Below are 19,678 nucleotides of genomic sequence, written 5' to 3'. Positions count from 1 at the left end.
GCACGCCACAACTTGACGCCGCACGCGGCAGGCAGTAGACTAGCTTCCTTTAAGGAAGAAGATGCCTCGGGCCATAGGGAAGGGCTAGGGGGAAGCATGAGCAATAAGACCTATGAGGAGGCGCTGGCGGTGTGGCGTGCCCAGGCCGATGAGTCGGTGCGCCGCGACTGGGTGTCGCTGGCCGGGCTGCACTGGCTGGCCGAGGGCCGCGCCAGCTTCGGCAGCGACCCCGCCTGCGATCTGGTGCTGCCCGCGCACGCCCAGCCGTTGTGCGGCGCGCTGACGCTGAACGATGGCCAGGTGCTGCTCGACGCCGCCCCCGGCGTGGTGCTGTATGTGAATGGTGCGGCTTGCCAGTCGGCCCAGCTGCGCTCCGACGCGCAGGGCCAGCCCGACCGGGTGACGCTGGGCGGCATTACCATGGTGGTCATCCGTCGCGGCGAGCGCGTGGGCGTGCGCCTGTGGGATAGCCAGCACCCGGCGCTGCGGTCGTTCGGCGGGCGGCGCTGGTTTCCGCCCGACCCAGCCTTCCGCCTGCCCGCCACGTTTGTGCCCTACGAGACGCCCAAGCTGGTGCCGGTGACCAACATCCTGGGCGATGTGACCGAGACCAAGGTGCCTGGCGCGGTGCACTTCACGCTGGCTGGCCAGGCCTTGCAGCTGGATGTGACCGGCTACTCCCAGCAGCAGCTGTTTGTGAACTTCCGCGATGCGACCAGCGGCCACGAGACCTATGGCGCTGGGCGGTTTCTCTCCATCCCTATAAAGCCAGCTGCGCCGCTGGAGATCGATTTCAACTACGCGGTCTCGCCGCCCTGTGCGTTCACCGCATTTGCCACCTGCCCGCTGCCGCTGAGGCAGAACTGGCTGCAGGTGCGGGTTGCGGCAGGCGAGCTTGCCCCGGATGGGCACTAGCGTGCTCGGCTATTGTGGGTGCGGGCGAGGATGCCACTGGTGGTGTCCTCGCCTTTTTTATTGTGGGCGAGCGTCGTGGCGCAGCCAGCGCGCTGCGGCGTTTTCGGATAGATGAACTGGCTTTAAAGACATGAAGGAATTGCTGTGAGACATCGCATCCTAATCACCATCGCAGCCTGGATCACGCTGGCCGCATGCGCGGCCCCGGCGGCACCCGCCCCCACGGCGGCCCCAGCGGCCAGCGCGGTACCGTCCGCCACTGCCGACGCCACGCCCACCGTGGTGCCCGTGCCGGAGCAGGCGGTGACGATGGCCATGCCCTATGTGCCAAGCGTGCAGTTTGCCCACTACTATGTGGCCGAGAAAAAGGGCTACTTCGCACAGATGGGCCTGAAGGTCACGTTCGACTACCACTACGAGACCGATATCATCCAGCGGATCGCGCAGGGCACCGTGCAGTTCGGCCAGGGCAGCGGCGACTCGGTGCTGCTAGCCCGCGCCCAGGGCCTGCCGATCATTACGGTGGCCACGGTCAGCCAGCGCTTCCCGATCGTGCTGTTCAGCAAGGCCTCGCAGGGCATTAAGACCCCGGCGGATCTGAAGGGCAAGACCCTGGGCCTCTCGGGCCGCTTTGGGGCCAGCTACATCGGCCTGTTAGCCCTGCTGGATGCCAACAAGCTGGCCGAGAGCGATCTGAACATCCAGGAGATCGGCTTCAACCAGGTGGCGGCGGTGAGCCAGGACAAGGTGCAGGTGGCGGTGGGCTACGCCAACAACGAGCCGATCCAGCTGCAGCAGCAGGGCATCGAGGTGAACGTCATCCCGGTGTCGGCCTCGGCCCCGCTGGCATCCGATGGCCTGATCACCAGCGACACCCTGCTGGCCAAAGATCCCGGGCTGGTGCACAACTTTGTGCAGGCGCTGCTGCACGGCATGCAGGATGTGATCGACAACCCGGATGAGGCATTCACGATCAGCCTCGACTATGTGCCCGAGCTGAAGTCGGCGGACGCCAAGACCCAGGCGCTCCAGCGCAAAGTGCTCGCCGAGACGATCAACTACTGGCAGAGCCCCGCGACCGCGCGGGAGGGCCTGGGCTATACCGACATTGCCAGCTGGCAGGCCTCAAGCGATTTCCTGCGCGGTCGCGGCATGCTGACCGCCGATGTCGACCTACGCAAGGGCTTCACCAACCTCTACCTCAAGCAATAGCCTGGTCAGCTCAGCAGCCGCCCGTGGACGATGCGCTGCTGCAGCTCGCGGAGCGCGGCGAGGTCGCCCTGGGCGGCCAGCCGCGCCTGCATGGGCCAAGTCTCGGGGCGGGCGGTGACGATGCCCGCGTCGCGCAGCACATCGGCCAGCCAGCCGATCTCGGCCTCGGCCAGCTGCGCGAAGCTGGTGATGCCCGCCGCCCGCAGGATGGTGGAGATCTTGGGGCCGACGCCCTCGATCAGGATGAGGTCATCGTCATCGGCAGGCGCGGGCGGCGGCTCGGCGGGGGCGGGCGGGCTCGGCGGGGCTGCCTCGCCCACCGCCCGCTCGATCAGGGCTGGCTCCTGCTGCTCGTCGGCCTCGGCCTGCTCGGCGCGCGCATCGCGGTGCTGGGTGGTGCGCCGATCGCGCTCCTTGGGCTGCTCGTAGGTCTTGCTGAGCGCTGGCGATGGCGTGCCTGGGAACGGGGCAGGCGGGAAGCCTCCGCCCGGCCCGAATGGATCGGGCGAGTGCTGCCAGCGCTGCCATATGCGCCAGATCATAAGGCCAGCGAGAGCACTTGCGGCGAATAGTAGCCAGCGGCGCATAGGCATATCTCCTTCAGATCGCGGTGGTGTATGGCCTATTGTACTGGAAATCGCCTAGAATTCAACGCTGGTGCCGATCTCGAACACGCGCGAGGCGGGCAGCCGAAAGAAATCGACCGCGTTGGTGGCGTTGTGGCGCATGATGGTGTAGAGCTGCTCGCGCCAGAGCGCCATGCCCGGGATCTCGCTGGCGATCACCTTGGTGCGGTTGACGAAGTACGGCGCCTGGTCGATCGCCAGTTCGGGCCGCAGCTCCTGCAGGGGCAGCAGCGCCTTGGGCACGTGCGACTCCTCCATAAAGCCAAAGTTCAGCGTGATCCGCTCTAGACCTTGCCCCAGCGGCTCGATCTCCATCCGCTGCTCGGGTGCGATATGCGGCACCTCGGCGATCTTCACCGAGACCAGCAGGATGTGGTCGTGGACCACGCGGTTGTACTTCAGGTTGGCCAGCAGCGCGGCGGGCGCGCCCTTGGGGTCGGCGCTCAGGAAGATCGCCGAGCCGGGCACGCGGGCAACCTTGTTGCAGCCCAGCCACTCCAGCAGCTGGTCAAGCCGCTGCTCGAAGTCGCGCTCGCGGGCGTAGACCAGTCGGCTGCCGCGCTTCCAAGTGGTCATAACAATAAAGATAAATGCCGCGACCACCAGCGGGAACCAGCCGCCCTGTGGGATCTTGACGAGGTTGGCGATCAGGAAGGCCAGATCGATGATTAGGAAGAAGGCGATCAGCGGCACTACGCGGCGGGTGGGCCACTGCCAGCGATCGCGGGCTACCACCGCGAAGATCAGCGTGGTGATCGCCATAGTGGATGTGACCGCGATGCCATAGGCGGCGGCCAGGTTGCTGGATGTGCGGAAGCCCAGCACCACCGCGAGGCAGGCCACCATCAGCATCCAGTTCACCACCGGAATGTAGATCTGGCCGAAGGCGCTGGCCGAGGTGTGGATGATCTTCACGCGCGGCAGGAAGCCTAGGTTCTCGGCCTGCATGGTGATCGAGAACGCGCCCGAGATCAGGGCCTGCGACGCGATGATTGTGGCCATGGTGGAGAGCACCACCAGCGGGATGGTGGCCCAGGTGGGGGCCAGCCGGAAGAATGAGTTCTCCACCGCCTCGGGATTGTGCAGCAGCAGCGCGCCCTGCCCGAAGTAGTTGAGCAGCAGCGTGGGCAGCACTAGGCTAAACCAAGCCATGCGGATGGGCTTGGGGCCAAAGTGGCCCATGTCGGCGTACAGCGCCTCGCCGCCGGTGACGGCCAGGAACACCGTGCCCAGGATAAGGAAGCCGTGCCAGCCGTTGGCGGCGAAAAAGATGATCGCGTGGATCGGGTTGATCGCGGCCAGCACCTCGGGGTAGCGCAGCAGGTTCACCAGGCCCAGCACGCCCAGCACGCCGAACCACACCAGCATCACCGGCCCGAACAGCTTGCCGATCTTGTCGGTGCCCGAGCTCTGCAGCACAAACAGGCCGACCAGGATGACCAGCGTGATCGGGATGATATACGGGTCGAGCTGCGGCGTCACCACCTTCACGCCCTCCACCGCGCTCAGCACCGACACCGCCGGGGTGATGATGCCATCGCCGTAGAGCAGGGCCGCGCCGAACACGCCCAGCAGCACCACCCAGCGCTTCTTGCTGGGGTGGAAACGCCGGATGGGCGTGGCCAGCGCCATCAGCGCCATGATCCCGCCCTCGCCGTGGTTGTCGGCGCGCAGGATGAATACGATGTACTTGATCGTCACCACGATGATCAGCGCCCAGAAGATCAGCGACAGCACGCCTAGCACGTTCTCGGGCGTGGCCGCGATGGCGTGGTGGCCGCTGAAGCACTCGCGCAGGGCGTAGAGCGGCGAGGTGCCGATGTCGCCATAGACCACACCCAGCGCGGCCAGCGCCATCAGGCCGAGCGGCTGCGCGGCGTGGCGGGCGCTGTGTGCGGTCTCTGCGGGGTCGCTCTCGGCGCTGGCATCGATCTGCGGTGCGCTGGGGGCTGTGGTGGCGCTCAGCTGCTCAGCGCCATCGTTAGGGGTTTCTGACATAAAGGTGCTTTGTTCCTCGTATCTCGGATGATCGTTTTGTCCCTATAGTTATACCAGAGAATACGAGGCAAGAGCCGTGCCAGTTTCAGCCAGCGTGGAGATCGCCTTTGCAGCTCGGGGCTTTTTCGCTAGCTGCTGCGCTGCGGCGCGTGCTGGTGCGCGGTGAAGGTGAGGTAGCACATGAGCAGGATGGCCGCGAACATCGCGCTCATGCCTATGGCCTGCAGCTGGCTCATGGGGTGGGTGATGCTCTCGACCGTGGTGCGCAGCACCATGCGCGGGCTGAGAAACAGATCCCAGCTGTTGAAGCGCACCACCCGCCCCAGGTACACGCCCAGGCCGCTCAGCCCCAGCGCCAGCAGCACAAAGGCCCAGCTGGCCAGCTGGCCCAGGTAGCTGCGTACGATCTGCTGCATGATCTGCAGCGATGCCACGGCCAGAAAGCAGCCCGACCACGCGAAGGCTGCGACCATGCCGATGTCGTACCACCAGATTGCCGGCGGGATGTTCCAGAGGTGTAGTAGATCGGTCATGATATACGGCGCATTGGGAAAGAACAGCATCCAGAGCGCGGCGTAGGGCAGCAGCGCCCACCAGTAGGCCCGCTTCCACTGGTGCAGATGCGCAGCCAGCAGGCTGAAGATATAGGGCACCCAGGCCAGGGTCAGGTTCCAGCTGAGGAAGATGTAGGCGGGCGAGTGGGTGTGGATGATGCGCCCGATCAGGAACAGCATGGTGATCGCGCTGGAGATGGCGAGCGGGTAGAACGTGTGGCGCTGCAGGAAGCGGTGGGTGGCGCGAAGGGTGTTCATGGGATCTCCTTGATTGTTCGGTCGTGCCCAGCATAGCCTGCGTGGCCTAGCCACGCCATGCCTCAGATGCGCCGCGCAGCGCACTCAGGTGCTTGCCCGCGCCGCACTGCGCTGCTAGGCTGCGCTGGCGGGATCGACCCGCGCCGACTGGCGATGATGAGCGAGGTGCGCGATTATGGCCCGAACCCCGATGAGCACGCTGGCGCTGGTGGCGCTGGCGTTTGGCATATGCCTCTTTCCCATAGGCTGGCTGTCGCTCTACACGCCGCCGCTGCGCTTTGTGACCGACATAGTGTTCGCCACCGATACCGCCCACGCGGTGGGCCACACGGCCATGTTTGCCGCGCTGGGCGCGCTGGTGCTGGGGGTATGGACTGCGCTGCGCCGCCACCCGTGGCGCTACGCGGCGCTGCTGCTGTGCGCCGGGCTAGCGCAGGAGGTGCTGCAGCTGTTGTACAAGCAGCGCCCGGTGGGCTTCGACGAGTTTCGCGATCTGGGCTTCGACCTGCTGGGCATAGCCTTGGCTTGGCTGGTGGTGCGCGCCCTTGGGCGCGGCCATGCCAGTGCGGCGTGGCGCTAGCTCTTGTTCTTCGCGCCTTCGTGGTACAGCGTTCTGGCCTGGGCTATTGGCGCTTTTCTTCTTTGTTATTTCATGGTAAGTTAGGCTCTGCTCAGATGATACGCGATGAGGAGATACCATGATCGGCCTGCTTCTGGTAGAAGATAACGAGCGGCTGCGCCCGGTGCTGGCCGCCGGGCTTGAGGCGACCAAGGCCGTGGATGTGATCGACAGCTGCAGCGCTGGCGAGGATGCCCTGGCCCGCTGCCTGGCCGCGCCGCCCGACGCCATCCTGATGGATGTGCAGCTGGCCGGGCCGATGAATGGGATCGCGGCGGCGGTGGCCATCCGCCGCGAGTTCCCGCGCATGCCGGTGGTGTTCTACTCCATCCAGGATGATGACGACTACTACCGCGCCTTCCGCAGCTCGGGGATCCTCAGCCACTACGCCTACGTGCGCAAGTCGAACTACCTGCTGCCGCAGATGATCGTGCCGCTGCTGCGCGACGCGGTGGCGGGCCGCAGCTTCATCGACCCCGACATCGAGTCGCGGGTGCAGGAGGTGCGCGAGAAAGATGCCAACTCGCCCATGGCCCTGCTGGAGCCGAACGAGCAGGCGGTGGCGCGCATGCTGGCCCAGGGCATGAGCAACGAGCAGATCGCCGCGCGCATGGGCTTCCGCGACAAGCGCACGATCAGCCGCACCAACGGCCAGATCTACGCGGCCTGGGGCCTGGCCGACAGCGCGACCGATGAGAAGGTGGCCCGCACCAGGGCGGCGATCATCGTGCACCACGGGCGGCTGCTGGCCTGGGATGAGGACGGCACGCCGCAGACCCTGGATGAGCGTGGGTGCTGGTCGCCCTTCCCGCCGCTATGCTGAGCCGTGTGCTGATCTATCTGCTCGATACGGTGCTGATCGGCACGTCGTTCTTCAACATGATCACGATGTGCTGGCTGGGCCTCACCGTCATCCTGAATGCCGAGCGGCGCACCTGGGGCACGCTGGCGGCGGGCGCGGGGATGCTGTTTGGCGCGGCCTTCTTCGCGGTGCACACCTCGGTGGTGGGCCAGGCCATATGGGAGGTGAGCACCCAGATGGGGGTGTGGTGGCGGGTGGGCTGGGCACCCTTCATCATCCTGCCCTACCTGTGGTACCTGGTGATGGCATGGTACGCCGGGCGGCTGGGCAGCGAGCTGCACCGCGCTGGGGCGGCGGTGTGCGGCGCGCTAGGTGTGGTGGCGCTGGCCATGCTGTGGCTGGCCAACCCGCTGCCGCGCTACAGCGAGATCGAGCGCGGCTCGCCCACGCCGGTGCAGATGGTGCTGGGCGTACCTGCGGCCATGCTGATCTACCCGGCGTTCAGCGTGCTGTGCATCGTGCTGGCCATGGTGGCGCTGCGCCGCCCGGCCTCCTCGCAGCGGTTCATGGGCGACCTGGGGCGGCTGCGCGCGCGGCCCTGGCTGGTGGGCGCGTCGCTGGGGCTGCTGGGCGTGAGCCTGGTCTCCGCCGTGGGCATCGGCTGGCTGCTCACCCAGGCCAGCGCGGGCTACGCCCCCGCGATCTCCAGCCGCTCGCTGGCCGCGCTGATCGCCTTCGACCTCATGCTCTCGGCGCTGATCGCGCTGGTGGTGGTGCTGCTGGGCCAGGCCATCGCGGCCTACGAGATCTTCACGGGCAAGGCGCTGCCGCGCGGCGGGCTGGCCCGCCACTGGTGGGGCGCGCTGGCCTTCGCGCTGGGCTTCGGCCTGATCATCGGCGCAGGCACCGATCTGCCCTTCCCGCTGCTCTATGCGGTGGTGCTGGCCGCGCTGTTCACCACCGTGCTGTACGCCATCTTCACATGGCGCACCTTCGTGGCCCGCGAGCGCGGCACCGGCCAGATCCGCCCGTTCGTGGCCAGCCAGCGGCTCTACGACCAGTGGCTCGGCCTGCCAGCCCCTTCCGAGGGCGTGAGCGCCGCGCCCTTCCGCGCGCTCTGCGCCGACCTGCTGAACACACGCGCCGCCTACCTCGTGCCGCTGGGGCCGCTGGCCGCGCTGGCCGGGCCGCCGCTGGCCTTCGGCGGGGGCGCGGTGCCGCCGCTGGGCGATATGGCGCGGTGGCTGGCTGGAACGGCGAGCCTGTGCCTGCCCATCGACCCGCGCCGCTTCGGCGGGGCGGGCTGGGCCATCCCGCTCTGGAACGACCGAGGGCTGGCGGGCGCGCTGCTGCTGGGCGAGCGCCGCGACGGCGCGCTCTACACCCAGGAGGAGATCGAGCTGGCCCGCGCGGCCTGCGAGCGCCTGCTGGACACCCAGGCCAGCGCGGCGATGACCCGCCGCCTGGTGGCGCTCCAGCGCCAGCGCCTGGCCGAGAGCCAGATCCTCGATCGCCGCACCCGCCAGGTGCTGCACGACGACGTGCTGCCCAAGATCCACGCCGCCATGCTGCTGCTCCAGGCCCCCTCGGACACCGCCGCGCAGGAATCCACCGCGCTGCTGGTGGATGTGCACCACCAGATCGCCGACCTGCTGCGCGAGCTGCCCGCCACGGCGCGGGTGGATGTGGCGGGCCTGGGCCTGCTGGCCGCGCTGCGCTCGCTGGCCGAGGGCGACCTGCGCGGGATGTTCGACCGCGTGGATTGGCATGTGGCCCCCGAGGCCGAGGCCGCCGCCGCCGCCCTGCCCGCGCTCAGCGCCGAGGTGCTGTTCGCCGCCGCCCGCGAGGTGATGCGCAACGCGGCCCGCCACGGGCGCGGCGGCGATAGGTCCCGCCCGCTGGCGCTCTCCATCGCGCTGGAGCGCGCCAGCAGCGCCGATGGCACGCCCCTGCTGCGCCTGCTGATCGCCGACGACGGGGTGGGCCTAGCCGCCGCCGACGCGCCTGCCCAGGGCGGCAGCGGCCAGGGGCTGGCGCTGCACACCACGCTGCTGGCGGTGCTGGGCGGCACGCTCAGCGCCGAGCCGCGCGACGCGGGCATGGCCTTCGCACTCACGCTGCCCTGCGGGCCGGGCGATGTGCGCTAGTTTTATTGTGGGTGGTGGGGTGTTGCTGTGGGGGCGGATCTGGTATCTGCCCTATGTATCGAATCGTGGCATTTCTGCGCCCTGCCGATGCCAGTGATGCCTTTGCAGACCGCGTATACTAACCCATGCTGTTCGTAGAATGCCTAGCTCTGCTTAAATAGTGGGAAAATGTAGCCAGTGTCCTAGCGCACCCCTACCATTCGGGTATGGCTTATGGCCAGTGCTCCTTTCGTCACACCTTCGCCGGATGGGCGAGGCCGATGCGGTCGTGTGGCACGCTACCGTGGTCGTGTGGCACGCTACAGCGGTTGTTTGGCACGCTACCGTGGTCGTCTGGGGCGCTACTGTGGTCGTGTGGCACGCTACAGCGGTTGTCTGGCACGCTACCGTGGTCGTGTGGCACGCTACCGTGGTCGTGTGGCACGCTACCGTGGTCGTGTGGCACGCTACCGTGGTTGTCCGGCGTGCTACCGCGTCGGGTCGACCGTCGATGATGACGGCTCCTCTTGTTTGCTGCGTGCGTGCCCTGCGCGGGCGGCGACTAGGGGCCAGCCCCTAGTGACCCCGCGAGGGGGCATCGCCCCCTTCGAACCCCCAATTTGCGGCGTTCCTATGCTGCTCTCTGGCTGCTCTTGTTCGTGCATATGGCCATCCAGACTTTAGCGGCACCTTCGCCGCATGGGCCGGGTGGGTAGGGCTGGCACTGCTGCTATTTTTATGCATTTTGTCCCCTTGGAGCCTTGGCGTCTTGGTGGTAAACGGTTCTATTCGTCCCCCTCGCGCCTTCGCGCCTTCGTGGTATTCGTTCCCTTTCAGTCCTCTTGGAGCCTTGGTGTCTTGGTGGTAAACGGCTTTTTCGTCCCTTCGCGCCTTCGCGCCTTCGTGGTAAAGGTTGCCTTGTGTGTTAGCATGTGTGAGAATTGTAGGAGCCACCGCCCATGCCCCAGACCATGCCCGACATGCTCGGCGCGCTCTACGCCGCCGAGTCTAGTCGCATTCTCGCCACGCTCATCCGGCTGCTTGGCGATTTCGATCTGGCCGAGGAGGCCCTGCACGACGCCTTCCAGGCCGCGCTGCAGCAGTGGTCGCGCGACGGCGTGCCCGCCGCGCTGGTGCCCTGGCTGATCTCCGCCGGGCGCTTCCGCGCCATCGACGCGCTGCGCCGCCGCGCCCGCTTCGACGCCTCGCTGGCGCTGCTGGCCGAGCAGCTTGAGCGCGACGCCGCGCCCGAGGGCGGCGACGAGTTCCCCGACGATCGGCTGCGCCTGATCTTCACATGCTGCCACCCCGCCATCCCCGAGCAGGCCCGGATCGCGCTGACCCTGCGCGAGGTGTGCGGCCTGACCACCGAGCAGATCGCCCACGCCTTTCTGACCAGCCCGGCCACGCTGGCCAAGCGGATCGTGCGCGCCAAGGCCAAGATCCGCGACGAGCGCATCCCCTACCAGGTGCCCGCCCGCGACGAGCTGGCCGAGCGCCTAGGCAGCGTGCTGCAGGTTGTCTACCTCGTGTTCAACGAGGGCTACGCGGCCTCGTCGGGCGACGCGCTGATGCTGCCGCAGCTCTCGGGCGAGGCCATACGCCTGGGCCGCCTGCTGGCCGCGCTGCTGCCCGAGCCGGAGGCGCTGGGCCTGCTGGCCCTGATGCTGCTGCACGAGTCGCGGCGGCCCGCCCGCACCAGCGCCGATGGCCAGCCCATCCTGCTGGCCGACCAAGACCGTGCGCGCTGGGATGCCGCCATGGCCGCCGAGGGCGCGGCGCTGGTCGAGCGGGCCTTGGCCGCGCGCCCCGCAGGCCCCTACGCGCTGCAGGCCGCCATCGCCGCCGTGCATGCCGAGTCGCCGAGCGCCACGGCCACCGACTGGCCCCAGATCGTGGGCCTGTACGATCTGCTGCTGCGCGTCGCGCCCTCGCCCGTGGCCGAGCTGAACCGCGCGGTGGCCGTGGCCATGCGCGATGGCCCGCTGGCGGGTATCGACCTGGTGGATGCCCTGATCGCGCGTGGCGACCTGGGCGGCTACCACTTGGCCCACGCGGCCCGCGCCGAGCTGTGCCGCATGGCAGGCCTGCTGGGCCAGGCCCGCGCGTCGTATCAGCGCGCGCTGGCCCTGGCCCAGCAGCGCCACGAGCGGGATTTCCTGGCCCGCCAGATCGAGGGCCTGCCCGCCTAGCAAAAATGGCCGCCGATCTCGTCTGTTTTCCATGTCCAAAACGGCCACGCCCGAGCGACTAGATAGTGAACAGTCGACGATGGGTCGATTCCATGCAGAGAAAGAGGAAGACGATGCGGTATCTCCTTCTGGCCTATGGCGATGAGCAGATCTTGAGCCAGCTGACCCCCGAGCAGGGCGCGCTGGTGGAGCAGGAGTGCGTGGCGGGCGACGAGCTGCTGCGCCAGCGCGGCCACCTGATCTCGGTCGAGGCCCCCGATGTGGAGAGCACCGCCACCGTGCGCCAGCGCGCGGGCGTGGCCACCGTGACCGATGGGCCGTTTATCGAGACCAAGGAGCTGCTGATGGGCATCTTCCATATCGAGGCCAAAGACCTCAACGAGGCCATCCAGATCGCCTCGGCCATGCCGCAGGCCCGCTTTGGCCCGATCGAGGTGCGCCCGATCATCGGCCAGGGCTAGCTATTTTGTTGTGAAAGAAGAGAGGAGAATCTACACCATGGGACAGATCATCGTGACCGAGTTCGTGTCGCTGGATGGGGTGATGGAGAACCCCGCGTGGACCATGCCCTACTGGAATGACGAGGTGGCCAGCTTCAAGCGCGATGAGACCGAGCGCACCGACAGCCTGCTGCTGGGCCGCGTCACCTACGAGGCCTTCGCCCAGGCCTGGCCCACCTCGCAGGATGAGGGCGCCCCGCACATGAACAGCATCCCCAAGTTCGTGGCCTCCACCACCCTGCGCGAGACCACCTGGAACGCCAGCGTGATCGAGGGCGACCTGCTGGCGGGCATCGCCAGCCTGCGCGAGCGCCACAACATGCTGGTGTATGGCAGCGCTACCCTGGTAGCCACGCTGCTGCGCCACCAGCTGGTGGATGAGCTTCGCCTGCTGGTCTACCCGGTGGTGCTGGGCGAGGGCAAGCGCATGTTCCCCGAGGGCGTCGCGGCCAGCTACCGGCTCGATAGCGTGGTGCACACCAGCACCGGCGTGGTGGGCCTGACCTACCGGCCTGCCTAGGGCGGTCATGAGGGCCGGGCGGAAGGGCGGGGCAGCAACTGCCCCGCCCTTCTTGCTCTGTCTGGGCGTGCTCTAGCATCGACCCGTCGAATGAAGCAGGCAGGCTTGCGCTCCTGTTCCGATTTGCTCATTAGATCTTTTTGATCTTGGCATGAATTTATCATGGATGTTTTTTATTACATGTGCTATCACATAATTAAATAGGCTATTGACAATTTTTACATGTTACTTTTATAATGCGACGCATACAAGAGATTGCATGTGAATAGACAAAAAGATAACTTTAGGGATATTCCTACCACTTAATAGCGATATCTCAGAGGTAATGAGGCATAGCAGCGCAGATACGGGCTTGGGGTAGGTATTTCCCTAACAGCTCTATGAATCTGTATTGCCTGCGGGCGGTAGGGTTTCCCCCCGCGCCCTATGCCGCCTGATGCTGTGGGTCCGCCAATCTGGTTTCTATAGAGGAGGCTCGGTCTATGCATCGTCCAATCCGCCTGTTCGCTCTGGCTGTCCTCGCCGTGACCCTTGGCGCTGGTGCCATCCCCGCGCAGGCCGCCACCACCCTGGTGCCGGTGAGCGCGGCAGACTCGGCCACCGCCGTGCCGGGCAGCTACATCGTCACCCTCAAGTCGGGGAAGCGGCCCACCGCCACCCTGGCGGCGCGCGGCCTGAAGGCGCAGTACGTCTTCGACAAGGCCATCAATGGCTTCGCCGCCAACCTGACCCCGGCGCAGGTGAGCCTGCTGCAGCGCCTGCCCGAGGTGGCTGCGATCGAACAGGATCAGGAGGTGTCGGTCGATACCACGCAGACGATCGGCAGCGGCGACTCGTGGGGCCTTGACCGCATTGATCAGAAGCAGCTGCCGCTCTCGGGCAGCTACACCTACAACGCCACGGGCGCGGGTGTGAACGCCTACGTGATCGACACCGGCATCTACATCGCGCACCCCGAGTTTGGCGGGCGCGCCTCGGTGGCCTACGATGCGATGGGTAAGGATGGCATCGACTGCAACGGCCACGGCACCCACGTGGCGGGCACCATCGGCAGCGCCACCTACGGCGTGGCCAAGAAGGTCAGCCTGTACGCTGTGCGCGTGCTGAACTGCAAGGGCCGCGGCACCAACGCCAATGTGATCGCGGGCATCAACTGGGTGGCCGCCAACCACAAGCCCAACGCGGTGGCCAACATGTCGCTGGGCGGCGCGTACTCGGCGGCGGTGAACAACGCGATCGCCAGCCTGACCAGCTCGGGCGTGTTCGTGGCGGTGGCCGCGGGCAACGAGACCACCAACGCCTGCAACAAGTCGCCGGCCAGCGCGCCCAGCGCCTTCACCGTGGCCGCCTTGGACAAGACCGACAAGATCGCGTCGTTCAGCAACTACGGCACCTGCGTGGATGCCTACGCCCCCGGCGTCAACATCACCTCGACCGTGATCGACAACGGCGTGGATACCTACAGCGGCACATCCATGGCCTCGCCGCATGTGGCTGGCCTGGGTGCGCTCTACAAGTCGGTCTATGGCGACGCCGCGCCCGCCACGGTCTCGACCTGGATCGTCAACAACGCCACATCCGGCGTGATCTCCGGCAACCCCAGCGGCACGCCGAACAAGCTGATCTATACCGCTGGCCTCTAGGCACAAATCTCACCTCATTCTGGCACCCCGTGGCAGCGCCGCCATGGGGTGTCGTGCGCCGCTATCGCAAGAAGGAGAGGGAATGATGAGACGCCCAGCCTGCCTGTTCGCGCTTGCGCTGCTCGCCGCAGCGCAGCTGTTCGCCACGCCCGCCCAGGCCGCCCGCCCGCTGGTGCCGGTGCGCGCCGCCCCCGCCGAGGTGGCCGCCCCAGGCCGCTACATCGTGACGCTGAAGAGCGGGGTGCGCCCCGCCGCCCTGCTGGCCCAGCGCGGCCTGCTCGCCCACATCACTTTCCACACCGCGCTGAATGGCTTTGTGGCCGACATGACGCCCGCCCAGCTGCGGCTGCTGCAGGCCACGCCTGGCGTGGCCGCCATCGAGCAGGATCAGCGCGTGGCCCCCGCACCTCTGGCCGCGCCCAGCGCCACCACCCAGCCGCTCGGCCCCGCCGACTCGTGGGGCCTCGACCGCATCGACCAGCGCGACCTGCCGCTCTCGGGCTCCTACACCTACACCTCCACCGGCGCGAGCGCCAACGTCTACATCTTCGACGCCGACCTGAACACCGCGCTGCCTGAGTTCGGCGGGCGGGCCTCGCTGGCCTACGACGCGGTGGGCACGGGCGTCACCGGCTGTAGCCGCGGCACCCAGGTGGCCGCCACCATCGGCAGCAGCACCTACGGCGTGGCCAAGCAGGCGAAGCTCTACCTGGTGCGCGTGCAGGGCTGCGGCTACAACGAGAGCTATGTGAGCCAGGTGATCGACGGGGTGGACTGGCTGACGCTCAACCACAAAGCCAAGGCCGTGGCCGATATCTCCTTCAACACCCTGGTCTCGCCCGCGCTGAACCTCTCGCTGGCCGCGCTCAGCCTCTCGGGCGTGTTTGTGGTGGCCCCAGCAGGCGACTCCTACAGCAACGCCTGCCTTGGCTCGCCGCCCAGCGAGCCGAGCGTCTTCACCGTCAGCGCCTCCACCAGCGCCGACAAGCGCTACACCTCCGCCAACGGTGGCCTGTGCGTGGATATCTTCGCCCCTGGCGCGGGCATACGCACCCTGAGCTACAGCGGTGCCCCTGTGCTGGTGAGCGACACCTATATCGCGGCCCCGCATGTGGCGGGCATCGCCGCGATGTATAAAGATACCTACGGCGACCTGCCCAGCACCGTGGTCTTCGCCTGGATCCTCGCCAACGCCACCCCCGACGCCATCCCGACCAACCAGGTGCTCACCACCACCCAGCTACTGGCGAATACCGGCGGCCTGTAGTCAGTAATACGCTGTTTATGGCTATATAGTGGGGTAAAGGCGGATCAAGCGCGCCGCTCCTATGGTATGCTAGGGCTGTCTCCCTAACACCTAATTGAAGGAGGGTACGAATGATCCGCCCGCTTCGGTCTTTCGCGCTCGTGGTGCTGGCCGTGGCCCTGCTGGGCACAGGCACGGCCCCCGCCCAGGCCGCACCCGCCGCCGGTCGCTACATCGTCACGCTGAAGGGTGGGGTGCGCCCCGCCGCCGTGGTGGCCGCGCGCGGCCTGCGCTCCGCCGCCGTGTTCGACCGCGCCCTGAACGGCTTCGCCGCCGACCTCACATCCGCCCAGCTGGCCGCGCTCCAGCGCTCGCCCCAGGTTGCCGCCATTGAGGCCGACCTGCCGATCACCGCCCAGGCCACCCAGCCTGTCTCCGGCGGCCAGTGGGGCCTCGACCGCATCGACCAGCACAACCTGCCGCTCTCGGGCAGCTACACCTACCAGCACACCGGGGCCAACGTCCACGCCTACATCATCGACACCGGCATCCAGATTAGCCACCCCGATTTCGGCGGCAACGCCTCGGTGGCCTTCGACGCCACCGGCGGCGATGGGCTGGACTGCAACGGCCACGGCACCTTCATCGCCGGGCTGGTGGGCGGCAGCACCTACGGCGTGCTGAAGCAGGCTAAGCTCTACTCGGTGCGGGTGATGAACTGCGCTGGCTCGGCCACGGTGTCGCAGGTCATCGCGGGGGTGAACTGGGTAGCGGCCAATCACCAGCCTAGGGCGGTGGCCACCCTGGCCATCGGCGGGGCCTCCTCCGCCGCGCTCACCAGCGCCGTCACCGCGCTGGTGAACTCCGGGGTGTTTGTGGCCGTCCCCGCTGGCGGCGAGAGCGGGAATGCCTGCAACTCATCTCCGGCGAATGTGGCGGTGGCCTACACCGTGGCCTCGTCGGACAAGACCGACCACGTGGCCTCATTCTCCAACTACGGCACCTGCGTGGATGCCTACGCCCCCGGCGTCAGCGTCACATCCGACTGGATCGGCGGCGGCTCGGCGACGCTCAGCGGCTCGGTGTCGGTGGCCTTTGCCGCCGGGATCGCGGGCCTCTACAAGGCCACCTACGGCGACGCCCCCTCCGCCACCGTCACCAGCTGGATCAACGCCAACGCCACCTATAACGTGCTGATCAACGTGCCGCCCGGCACTGCCAACCGCCTGCTCTACACCGGCGGCCTGTAGCCACGCCAAGGGCGGCGGGCACTACGCCCGCCGCCCACGTTTGGCCCGCGCGCTGCCATCTGCTGCGGTTCATTGCGATCTTGCTTCTTCGTGTCTTTGCCCTTGGTTAGAACTTTTGGGTGTGCAGCAGCCTGCGTAGTTGTGCCTCGGCCCAGGGGAATGCCTCGGCCAGTGCCATGCCCAGCTCGGGGTGGTGGGCGATCAGGTGCGCTGCCAGCCGCAACTCGCGGTCGGGGTGGCGCGCGTTTGTGCTGGCGGCCCATGTCTCGGCCGCCAGCGCGATCAGCCGGGGCCACTCATCTGCCTCGGCCTGCCCTAGCAAGGCTGACGGCGATCTGGCTCATCGCCCAATTGTGCTCGTCACCGTTGCCCGATGTGCGCAGGAGGGCCAGCGCCTCAGCATGCCGCCCCGCCTCGGCCAGATCGCACGCGATGTCGTCGAGATAGCGCCCGGCGGCGCGAGCGAGCGCGGCAGCCTCATCCCAGCGCTGGGCCTTGGAGAGGGCGCGGGCGATCTCCACCTGCACGTCCGCGCGCTGCCGCTCGTTGCAGATGCTGTCGGCCAGATCCACCGCCTGCTCAACATCGCCGTTCTCTGCCATTGCCGCCGCGATGCCGCGCATGGCCCATGTGTGGTGTCCGTCGGGAATGCGCTGTGCTAGGGCAAGCGCTTGGTTGTAGTGGTGGCCTTTGGCCAGTATCTTGGTGATTTCGTAGGCTATTGCTATCCCACGCCAAGCCTGCTGCGCCGCGTTCATCGTTTGCCCGTCGGCTGTCGTGAGCGCCCCCCGTAGCAGGGCGTAGCGCCAGAGCAGGGGCAGTGCCGCCAGCAGGGCATCGGGGTCGCCCGCCGCGCCCTGGATGATCTGCCGCCGCGCGTGGTCGAGCGCCTGGGCCAGCGCGGCGGGGCTGGTGTGCGCGCCGAGGTCGATGTCTGTGGTCAATGATGCTCCTAGGTGTGTGGTCGCTTCGTGTCTGTGCAAGGGCTATACGGTAGCACAGCTTGGCGCGGGCGGCGCAGACTCCACGCTTCATCTCAAAAATGCTGGCCTACCCCAAGGTGCTTGGTGGTGAACGCTCCTCCTCCGCCCCTTCATAGAGATTTAACCAGATTGATCCTAACATCTGTATGAATCCTGTATTGAAAATATGGATTTCTGCGATAGTATTGAGAAGCCAGATAGGCACATACGAAAGGGGTAGACGTTATGGCGACGTATGCCGTCGAGAATCAGTGGGGTGGCCCGGATGCGCCGTGGCATGCCGGCGGTACCTGGGTTCTTGGTGCTCGCTCCGAGCAGTCTGTGGTGGCTATCGACATCAGCTCATCGGATGGCGGCGACTCGTTCTTTGGCACCATGACCTATGCGAACGAAGGCCCGATCGGCCTGCGCGCGACCCTGCTGAATGGCAACAGCTACAATGTCGAGAATCAGTGGGGTGGCTCGAACGCACCCTGGCACCCCGGCGGCACCTGGGTGATCGGCGGGCGCGACAACCAGCACGTGATCGAGCTGCATGTGAGCGGCGACGGCGACGTGCTCGATGGCACGAACACCTACGTGGGCGAAGGCCCGATCGGCTTCCACGGCGTCCTCGAGTCCGCGTAGCGCGCTGGCACCGTCGGTCTCTGTGCGGCCAGGGGTAAGCTCCTGGCCGCTTTTTGTGCGCCGCCCCTGCGGCGATCCAGGGCTGCGCCACACAGCCCCCAAAGAATCTGGCGCTATGCCTGATCGCTCTGCGACGGGCGCACCATATCTATGTGCGGTATCCCATCCTCGACATATACCTCGGAGACGGACTGGAAGCCAAACGACTCGTAGAACTCCCGCAGGTAGACCTGCGCGCCGATCTTGATGCCCATGTCTGGGAACTGCTGCTCGGTGAAGCGGAGCCCCTCGCCCAGCAGTGCGCGCCCGATCTTCAGCCGCCGGAACGCGGGCAGCGTCAGCACGCGCCCGATCGAGGGCTGCTCGTACTTGATGCCGGGGTCGACCACACGGATGTAGGCGGCCAGCGCGCCATCCAGCGCCACGCGCAGGTGCCACGCGTGCAGGTCCATGTCGTCGGTCTCCTGGTACGGGCACTGCTGCTCGACGACAAACACCGCCTCGCGGGCCTTGATGATCTCGTGCAGCTCTAGCGCGGTGAGGTCGGGCAGTCGCGACCATGTGTATGTGAGGTTCATTGGGGTTCCCTGGTAGGTGATTCTAGAGCGTTTCAAACGGCATCCAGCGGTAGTCGACATCTCCGCACTCGATCCGCCAGCGCGCCTGCGAGGCAAAGACGATATCGTGCAGCAGATGGCCCTGGTCGCTCAGGCGCAGCTCATCCGCGAGCCAGTCGCTATTGACGGGATGAGTGTAACTAGCCAAGATAGATTTGTCGCTGTTCCATGTTCACCCTCTTGACCTCAAGCGCTTGAGGTCTTTATACTCGTGCTATGTTCAATAACGTATGCTCATATTATTAGGTATCATACACCATTCAAGCGTCCGCGCGGATGTTGGTCGTTGAACTGCTCGCTGGAGAAATATCTGATGCATTTTATGAGGCAGCATTGGTTTGATATCGGCTTGGTGCTCGCTGTAGGCGTTAGTCTTTTTTTACTCTTTACCACGCTGAGTCCCATCGCTTTCCTTCTTTGGGTCAGCTTGGCTGCCTTGTTTCTTCATCAATTTGAGGAATACCGCTTTCCTGGCTATTTCCCCGGCATGGTCAATCTGACCCTATTTGCAAGCAAGCAGCCTGACCGCTATCCGCTGAACACCAATACCGCGTTTGTGGTCAATGTCCTTCTCGGGTGGTTGTCTTACTTTTTGGCTGCCATGCTGAATGAGCGCGCTATTTGGTTGGGTATTGCAACCATGCTTGTTTCAGTCGGCAATATCATCGCTCATACCTTTCTCTTTAACCTGAAGGGGAAAACGCTCTACAACCCAGGCATTGCGACCGCAGACATGTTGTTTTTACCGATTGCGGTGCTCTTCTTTCAGCGCATTTCTCAAACGCATTCGGTGATGTTGTTTGATTGGATTGTGGGTGTGGTGCTGGGAATTGCGCTCAACTATATTGGTATCTTGAAGCTGATTGACTGGCTCAAAGATGATCAGACCACCTATATCTTTCCCCAGCGATGCCTGCCGCCAGCAATCAGAGAAGCGCAGCGGCCATAGTGGAAAGCGCCCCAGCTGGCCTATCAGCCGTCGGCTGGGGC

General features: G+C 66.2%; 19 protein-coding genes. 13 read left to right on the top strand and 6 right to left on the bottom strand.

Annotated features, from left to right (window positions below):
- Positions 1-96: 96 nt before the first annotated feature.
- Together F8S13_18430 and F8S13_18425 are read left to right on the top strand one after the other, a co-directional pair.
- On the top strand, positions 97-915 hold the full coding sequence (locus F8S13_18430; GenBank protein KAB8141718.1) for a DUF1684 domain-containing protein: 819 nt from the start codon (positions 97-99) through the stop codon (positions 913-915).
- Positions 916-1,224: 309 nt separating this feature from the next.
- Complete coding sequence (locus tag F8S13_18425) at positions 1,225-2,127, top strand: ABC transporter substrate-binding protein (protein ID KAB8141759.1); 903 nt, start codon at positions 1,225-1,227, stop codon at positions 2,125-2,127.
- Between the two features lie 5 nt (positions 2,128-2,132).
- On the opposite strand, the gene F8S13_18420 is transcribed toward F8S13_18425, so the two are convergent.
- The 3 genes from F8S13_18420 to F8S13_18410 all read right to left on the bottom strand — a co-directional run bounded on the left by F8S13_18420 (position 2,133) and on the right by F8S13_18410 (position 5,563).
- Entirely contained in the window at positions 2,133-2,714 is a 582-nt protein-coding gene (locus F8S13_18420) for a hypothetical protein (protein KAB8141717.1), read from the bottom strand.
- Positions 2,715-2,768: 54 nt separating this feature from the next.
- Entirely contained in the window at positions 2,769-4,751 is a 1,983-nt protein-coding gene (locus F8S13_18415; GenBank protein ID KAB8141716.1) for a potassium transporter Kup, read from the bottom strand.
- A gap of 128 nt (positions 4,752-4,879) precedes the next feature.
- On the bottom strand, positions 4,880-5,563 hold the full coding sequence (locus tag F8S13_18410) for a DUF1361 domain-containing protein (GenBank protein ID KAB8141715.1): 684 nt from the start codon (positions 5,561-5,563) through the stop codon (positions 4,880-4,882).
- A gap of 175 nt (positions 5,564-5,738) precedes the next feature.
- On the opposite strand from F8S13_18410, the gene F8S13_18405 reads away from it, so the two are divergent.
- From F8S13_18405 to F8S13_18365, 9 genes are all read left to right on the top strand, one after another.
- The gene (locus F8S13_18405; protein KAB8141714.1) at positions 5,739-6,143 is read left to right on the top strand and encodes a hypothetical protein; all 405 of its coding nucleotides are present in this window, start codon (positions 5,739-5,741) and stop codon (positions 6,141-6,143) included.
- Between the two features lie 118 nt (positions 6,144-6,261).
- The gene (locus F8S13_18400) at positions 6,262-7,005 is read left to right on the top strand and encodes a response regulator transcription factor (GenBank protein ID KAB8141713.1); all 744 of its coding nucleotides are present in this window, start codon (positions 6,262-6,264) and stop codon (positions 7,003-7,005) included.
- Positions 6,975-9,131, top strand: a complete 2,157-nt coding sequence (locus F8S13_18395; GenBank protein KAB8141712.1) for a hypothetical protein — start codon at positions 6,975-6,977, stop codon at positions 9,129-9,131. The genes F8S13_18400 and F8S13_18395 overlap by 31 nt, the downstream gene beginning before the upstream one ends.
- Before the next feature lie 938 nt (positions 9,132-10,069).
- On the top strand, positions 10,070-11,302 hold the full coding sequence (locus F8S13_18390) for an RNA polymerase sigma factor (GenBank protein KAB8141711.1): 1,233 nt from the start codon (positions 10,070-10,072) through the stop codon (positions 11,300-11,302).
- Between the two features lie 113 nt (positions 11,303-11,415).
- Positions 11,416-11,763 (top strand): YciI family protein, encoded by a 348-nt coding sequence (locus F8S13_18385; GenBank protein KAB8141710.1) that lies wholly within the window; start codon positions 11,416-11,418, stop codon positions 11,761-11,763.
- A gap of 37 nt (positions 11,764-11,800) precedes the next feature.
- Positions 11,801-12,322: a dihydrofolate reductase gene (locus tag F8S13_18380; GenBank protein KAB8141709.1), complete on the top strand. Its 522-nt coding sequence runs from the start codon at positions 11,801-11,803 to the stop codon at positions 12,320-12,322.
- Positions 12,323-12,804: 482 nt separating this feature from the next.
- Positions 12,805-13,965 (top strand): S8 family peptidase, encoded by a 1,161-nt coding sequence (locus tag F8S13_18375; GenBank protein KAB8141708.1) that lies wholly within the window; start codon positions 12,805-12,807, stop codon positions 13,963-13,965.
- 82 nt (positions 13,966-14,047) lie between these two features.
- Positions 14,048-15,232 carry a S8 family peptidase gene (locus tag F8S13_18370; GenBank protein KAB8141707.1) on the top strand — a complete coding sequence of 395 codons (1,185 nt, stop codon included), beginning with the start codon at positions 14,048-14,050 and terminating at the stop codon, positions 15,230-15,232.
- A gap of 110 nt (positions 15,233-15,342) precedes the next feature.
- Positions 15,343-16,461, top strand: coding sequence for a S8 family peptidase (locus F8S13_18365; GenBank protein KAB8141706.1), 1,119 nt, complete (start codon positions 15,343-15,345; stop codon positions 16,459-16,461).
- A gap of 106 nt (positions 16,462-16,567) precedes the next feature.
- Here the strand turns inward: F8S13_18365 and F8S13_18360 are convergent, their stop codons facing one another.
- Both F8S13_18360 and F8S13_18355 read right to left on the bottom strand, forming a co-directional pair.
- Entirely contained in the window at positions 16,568-16,783 is a 216-nt protein-coding gene (locus tag F8S13_18360; GenBank protein ID KAB8141705.1) for a hypothetical protein, read from the bottom strand.
- Positions 16,758-17,405 (bottom strand): hypothetical protein, encoded by a 648-nt coding sequence (locus F8S13_18355; GenBank protein KAB8141704.1) that lies wholly within the window; start codon positions 17,403-17,405, stop codon positions 16,758-16,760. The genes F8S13_18360 and F8S13_18355 overlap by 26 nt, the downstream gene beginning before the upstream one ends.
- A gap of 264 nt (positions 17,406-17,669) precedes the next feature.
- Between F8S13_18355 and F8S13_18350 the strand changes: the two genes are divergently transcribed.
- Positions 17,670-18,071, top strand: a complete 402-nt coding sequence (locus F8S13_18350; GenBank protein KAB8141703.1) for a lectin OAA — start codon at positions 17,670-17,672, stop codon at positions 18,069-18,071.
- Between the two features lie 113 nt (positions 18,072-18,184).
- Here F8S13_18350 and F8S13_18345 read toward each other — a convergent pair whose 3' ends face one another.
- The gene (locus tag F8S13_18345; GenBank protein ID KAB8141702.1) at positions 18,185-18,649 is read right to left on the bottom strand and encodes a GNAT family N-acetyltransferase; all 465 of its coding nucleotides are present in this window, start codon (positions 18,647-18,649) and stop codon (positions 18,185-18,187) included.
- A 325-nt stretch (positions 18,650-18,974) separates the two neighbouring features.
- On the opposite strand from F8S13_18345, the gene F8S13_18340 reads away from it, so the two are divergent.
- Positions 18,975-19,637, top strand: a complete 663-nt coding sequence (locus F8S13_18340; protein KAB8141701.1) for an HXXEE domain-containing protein — start codon at positions 18,975-18,977, stop codon at positions 19,635-19,637.
- Positions 19,638-19,678 lie beyond the last annotated feature (41 nt).

The sequence above is a fragment of the Chloroflexia bacterium SDU3-3 genome, assembly GCA_009268125.1.
Lineage (GTDB): Bacteria > Chloroflexota > Chloroflexia > Chloroflexales > Roseiflexaceae > SDU3-3.
Note: the sequence above shows the minus strand (reverse complement) of the source record. Positions and strands in the feature narration are given on the sequence as shown.